Below are 4,424 nucleotides of genomic sequence, written 5' to 3'. Positions count from 1 at the left end.
CCTTGCCCGTAAACCTTTTCCGTGGGATTGGTGATCGACGCGGCAAAAAGCACGTGACGAGCATTCTAGGTGTTCAGTCCCGGCATTTGGTGGATCGGGTTCAAGATGAAACTGTCTGGTTCTGAAGTCCAGATCTTGCAGATGTATTCGTAGGGTGTGAGCCCGTTGAGGGTCTTGAGCCTGCGCGCGAAGTTGTAAGCTGCCATGAAGTCTGCGAGGTGCGTCCGCAGCTGATCACGGGTGTCATAGGGCTCTGTTGCGCAAATCGCCTGATGGCCGGGGTTCCCCTTTCCCCGTACAGACTTATCCCACGGCTTCTGTGCCAGGGATGCTGAGCGCGGTGTAGCCGTTCAGGACGGCGATGCGGACCTGGAGCTCGGCGACCTGACGGTCGAAGTCCCGAGCCATGAGCCGCTGGCCCAGCAGTTTCACGCAATGCATATTCGTTTCGACACGGCTTCGGCGGTGATATCCGCTCCATCGTGGCCAGCTCGCACGGCCGAGGTATTTCGCTGTCCGCAGTGCTTCGTTTCGTGCGACCGCGCCAGCGGTGATAGCCTTCCACGATTTGGCGTTCTTGCGGAGCGGAATGACAGCGTGGGCGCCACGGTCAGCGATGGCATCGTGGCATTTGCGGGGTGAAGGGCGTCCCGGAATTGATCCAGTGGACCAATTCAGCCCTGAATGGGCGAAGCCCCGGGTCGTAGGCTCCGTCTGCGGTGACGCTCCCGATCTGCTCGCTCGCCGGGATCTGGCCGAGCAGGTCGGGCAGCACCGGTGCGTCACCGATATGGCTCCCGGTGATCTCTACGGCGCGGATCTCCAGTGTTTCCTCATCAATCCCGAGATAGATCTTGCGCCAGACCCGCCGTTTTGGGGCCACCGTGCTTGCGGGCAACCGACCTCGTCCAAAAGCTTCAGGTCGCACGCCGGGAGCTTCAGCTCGAGGCGGCCATCTCCAAGCTCGACAAGTACGACCTGCTCATCCTTGATGACCTCGCCTACGTCACCAAGGACCAGGCAGAAACAAGCGTTCTGTTCGAGCTCATCTCGGGCCGATACGAGCGGCGCTCGATCACGATCACGGCCAATCAGCCCTTCGGAGAATGGAACAAGGTCTTCCCCGATCCCGCGATGACGCTCGCGGCTGTGGACCGGCTCGTCCACCACGCGAGCATCTTCGAAATGGACGTGGAGAGCTATCGACGGCGTTCGGCGCTTGAAGCCAAACGCAGGCGCGGACGCCCAGCATCATACGCGACAATCACCCGCCGACGAAAACCTTGCCAGCGGCAATCAAGGTGATACCGTCACCGATGTCGCAACATAGAATCTTATCTTGATTGTCGCGCTATATGACAATACCCGGCATCGGGCCGATGATATCGACGGCGATGGTCGCGGCCATCGGCAAAGGTGAGGCCTTCGATCGAGGACGTGATTTCGCGGCATGGGTTGGCCTGGTGCCCCGACAATTCAGTACCGGTGGCCGAACGATCCTCGGCCGGATCACCAAGCGTGGCAGCCGCTATCTGAGGATGCTGTTCGTGCAGGCGGCGAAAGTAATCATGATGCGCCCACACCGATGGTCCGACTTCAGTTTCGGCCCGTGGCTGACCGAGGCGATCGCCCGTATGCCGCGAAACAAAGCGGCCATTGCGCTTGCCAACAAACTCGCTCGAATCGCCTGGAGCCTTCTGCGGCACGGCACCCGGTTCGACGCGCCAAAAGACGCGGCCATGGAAGCGATCTGACGCCTTCCACGGGCACCAAGGAGTTCGCGATAGAGAGGACAGCATGGAACGGAGAAGATACGCCCCCAGAGTCTGACGGCCCAAATGGTCATAATGGACCTTGCCGGTAATGAGACCACGGCGCATGCGTAACCCCATCAAGGCCACGGCCCGGGAGCCGATCAACAGGCCGGATACATATGAGCGATTTCCGAAATCGTGCCAAATTCTCGATTGCGAACAGCAGCCGACACATACATTTGGGCCGTTCACGTCGGTAGCATACCTATCAGGTCCCGCATGGCACATGTTTCCATCTGCGCTTGCAGCGAATGGCGACTTCGCTTCCGATCCCGAAACGGCTATGGAGCCGCGTATCGCAACAGTTGGGGCGTTTTAGCACCCAGGAGGTGTACTTGCTGAGGAAACTCGCCCTTACAGTGGAGCCCGTTGATCGCGAGACGCTCCCGTCGCTGTTCTCGCGCATGGCAATCCTGAATGGAACCGACGCTGTCAACTTCGCCCTCGATCTCGGTACCACCTTTCGTCGTATCCTGGAGCAGGACGAAGAGGCCGTCGCGATTTTTGCAAAACGCGCAGGGCTGTCTGCCATACAGCTCACCGAGCTGCTCTCCTGGACAGGTGAACGCATCGGAGGCGTCCGGATGCGGTTTCGAAAGGAAGTCTTCGTCTCGCGGGCCCTGCGAAATCCGATCATTCGGGGCTGTCCACACTGCATGCGTGAGCAGGCAGCTGATCAGCCCTATCCGTTGCGGCACATTGCCTTGCGGGGCGACTGGCTTTGCAGAGGTGTTGATATTTGCCACCGTCACCACCATCCGCTGGTTCCCTTATGGTCCAGCGCGCGCCCCATCGAACGGGATGACGTTGGAGCGAGATTGGCGGAAATCCTGCCAGACCTGCGAGCAGGATCATTCGACTGCGCGCGCATTGATCCTACCGACTATGACCTTTGGCTTGATAAGCGTCTCTCGCAGGGTATCGCTGCGGACAAGACATGGCTGGCCTCACAGCCGATGTTTCCGGCGATCACGCTCTTTGAGTTTATCGGTGCAGCCTTGCTGCGCAAACAGGGCGAGGCCCCGGACGATCGGCGCGCCAAGGCCACGGGCTTTGCCTATGTCTCGCAAGGCCCTGATGGGGTCCGAGCGGCTCTGGACATCCTCATGCGGTCACAGGACGGCGGCCACATCGTGACTCAGGGCGAATTGGGTCCGCTCTTCAAACATCTCAAGGGCATCTATCTTGATGACGATGCCTTCGCGGGCTTTCGCGGGATCCTGCGTGACTATTTTCTGGAAATCTGGCCGTTGGCGTCAGGTGATGACCTTCTCGGTCAGGCCGTGACAGAGCGGCGCCTACACTCCCTTACATCAGCATCCAAGGAAACCGGCATCGGCCCGGCTGTTCTGAATGATTTCCTGACAGAAGCAGGCGCGTTCGCGCCCAGTGACGCGCGTGCTGACGCCCGCAAGACCTTTGATGCGAAGGCCTGGCAGCACGTCCTTGATGAAGTCCCGACATTGGTCGGCCCAATTGCGCTACGACGAGCCATCGGCGCGACCCTGGCCGAATTGAACGGGTTGAAGGCAGACGGTGTTCTCGTCCCGAGGACCAAAGTTGCAACGATAAAATCGCCTTGGCGGATCGCGGATGGCCAAGCTCTTCTTGAGGAGTTGGAGGCCTATGCGCAGCCGGTTGCCTCAGAGGAGCCAGGGTGGGAGACAATCCAACTCGCTCACAAGCGGCTGGACCTTCCTGTTGGCGGGATCATTGCGGCTATCAGGGCTGGTTCTCTGCGCCTCGGGAAGCGTTCGGACGTGTTCGGCTACCACGGGCTTGTGGTGGAAAGCACTGAGGTTGCTGCGTTCAAGGCGAAGGTTGCGCCGAAGCGCAAGCCATCGACCAACCAGGGAGAGATGACCGCAGCGGCCTTCGCCCGGTCGGCGGGTATTCGCGGGAAAGGTCAATTCCTGGCTCTGATCGAAGGTGGTCACACGCCTGCGATGTTGGTTTTGAATCCTACGACCAGGCGTCGGGAATGGCGCATGAACCGCGACGACATCGCTGCGTTTGAGACCAGCTATACGACACCATCGATGTTGTCGGCTGAAACCGGTGCGCATTTGAACACAATTCGGGCCGTTTTTCAGTGCGAGGGGCTCCAGCCGTTCCGCCCAAACGGCTTGGATGTCGGACCGGTCTATCTTCGAAACGCTGTTGAGCCGGTTGTGGCACTCCTGAAATCTCAGGAAGGAAAGTGACCGCTAGCCACGGGTTGTGCTGAAATACCGTTCCATCCCAGTGCTTTAGAAGAAACCTTCGACACGGAACCCCAAGTCTCTTGACACGGGGTGTGCATGAAAACCGCCGAAACGTGCAAGCTTATGCCTTATTGGCAAATTGGCGCACCGCGCGGCCCCTGAAGGACTCGAACCCTCGGCCGTCCGCTTAGAAGGCGGATGCTCTATCCAGCTGAGCTAAGGAGCCTGCGGTGCGCACAGCACATTTAAACGATTGGCGACGAAGGCACAATCGGGCATAGCTAAGTTATGACGAGGAAATTCACTGTGGAACTACGTCCTTGGTGGCCAGACGCCTTGCAACACTTCGAGCAATTGGCTCAGGCGGGAGAGGATCGGCACATCGGGACTGTTGCATTGAATCTCC

At 59.3% G+C, this 4,424-nt stretch carries 1 protein-coding gene, 1 tRNA gene and 4 pseudogenes; 3 read left to right on the top strand and 3 right to left on the bottom strand.

The genetic code is table 11. The annotated features are described in order from the left end of the window. Positions 1-65 precede the first annotated feature (65 nt). Together FGE21_RS18875 and FGE21_RS18870 are read right to left on the bottom strand one after the other, a co-directional pair. Positions 66-248 (bottom strand): annotated as a pseudogene (locus tag FGE21_RS18875) (IS3 family transposase); the annotation flags it as partial. A 55-nt stretch (positions 249-303) separates the two neighbouring features. Further along, positions 304-896, bottom strand: a pseudogene (locus FGE21_RS18870) (transposase); the annotation flags it as partial. On the opposite strand from FGE21_RS18870, the pseudogene FGE21_RS18865 reads away from it, so the two are divergent. The 3 genes and pseudogenes from FGE21_RS18865 to FGE21_RS18855 all read left to right on the top strand — a co-directional run. After that, positions 892-1,305 (top strand): annotated as a pseudogene (locus FGE21_RS18865) (ATP-binding protein); the annotation flags it as partial. The pseudogenes FGE21_RS18870 and FGE21_RS18865 sit on opposite strands and share 5 nt — an antisense overlap. 41 nt (positions 1,306-1,346) lie before the next feature. Then, positions 1,347-1,754 (top strand): annotated as a pseudogene (locus FGE21_RS18860) (transposase); the annotation flags it as partial. 311 nt (positions 1,755-2,065) lie between these two features. Then, positions 2,066-4,018 carry a TniQ family protein gene (locus tag FGE21_RS18855; protein WP_139664958.1) on the top strand — a complete coding sequence of 651 codons (1,953 nt, stop codon included), beginning with the start codon at positions 2,066-2,068 and terminating at the stop codon, positions 4,016-4,018. Positions 4,019-4,170: 152 nt separating this feature from the next. Here the strand turns inward: FGE21_RS18855 and FGE21_RS18850 are convergent. Beyond that, positions 4,171-4,244, bottom strand: a tRNA-Arg gene (locus FGE21_RS18850). Positions 4,245-4,424 lie beyond the last annotated feature (180 nt).

Origin of the sequence: Phaeobacter sp. B1627, from assembly GCF_006265095.1 — a bacterium.
Taxonomy (GTDB): Bacteria; Pseudomonadota; Alphaproteobacteria; order Rhodobacterales; family Rhodobacteraceae; genus Epibacterium.
Note: the sequence above shows the minus strand (reverse complement) of the source record. Positions and strands in the feature narration are given on the sequence as shown.

Coding starts and splice junctions, on each gene's coding strand:
- FGE21_RS18855 (WP_139664958.1), top strand. CDS start 2,066: ATGGCGACTTCGCTTCCGATCCCGAAACGGCTATGGAGCCGCGTATCG.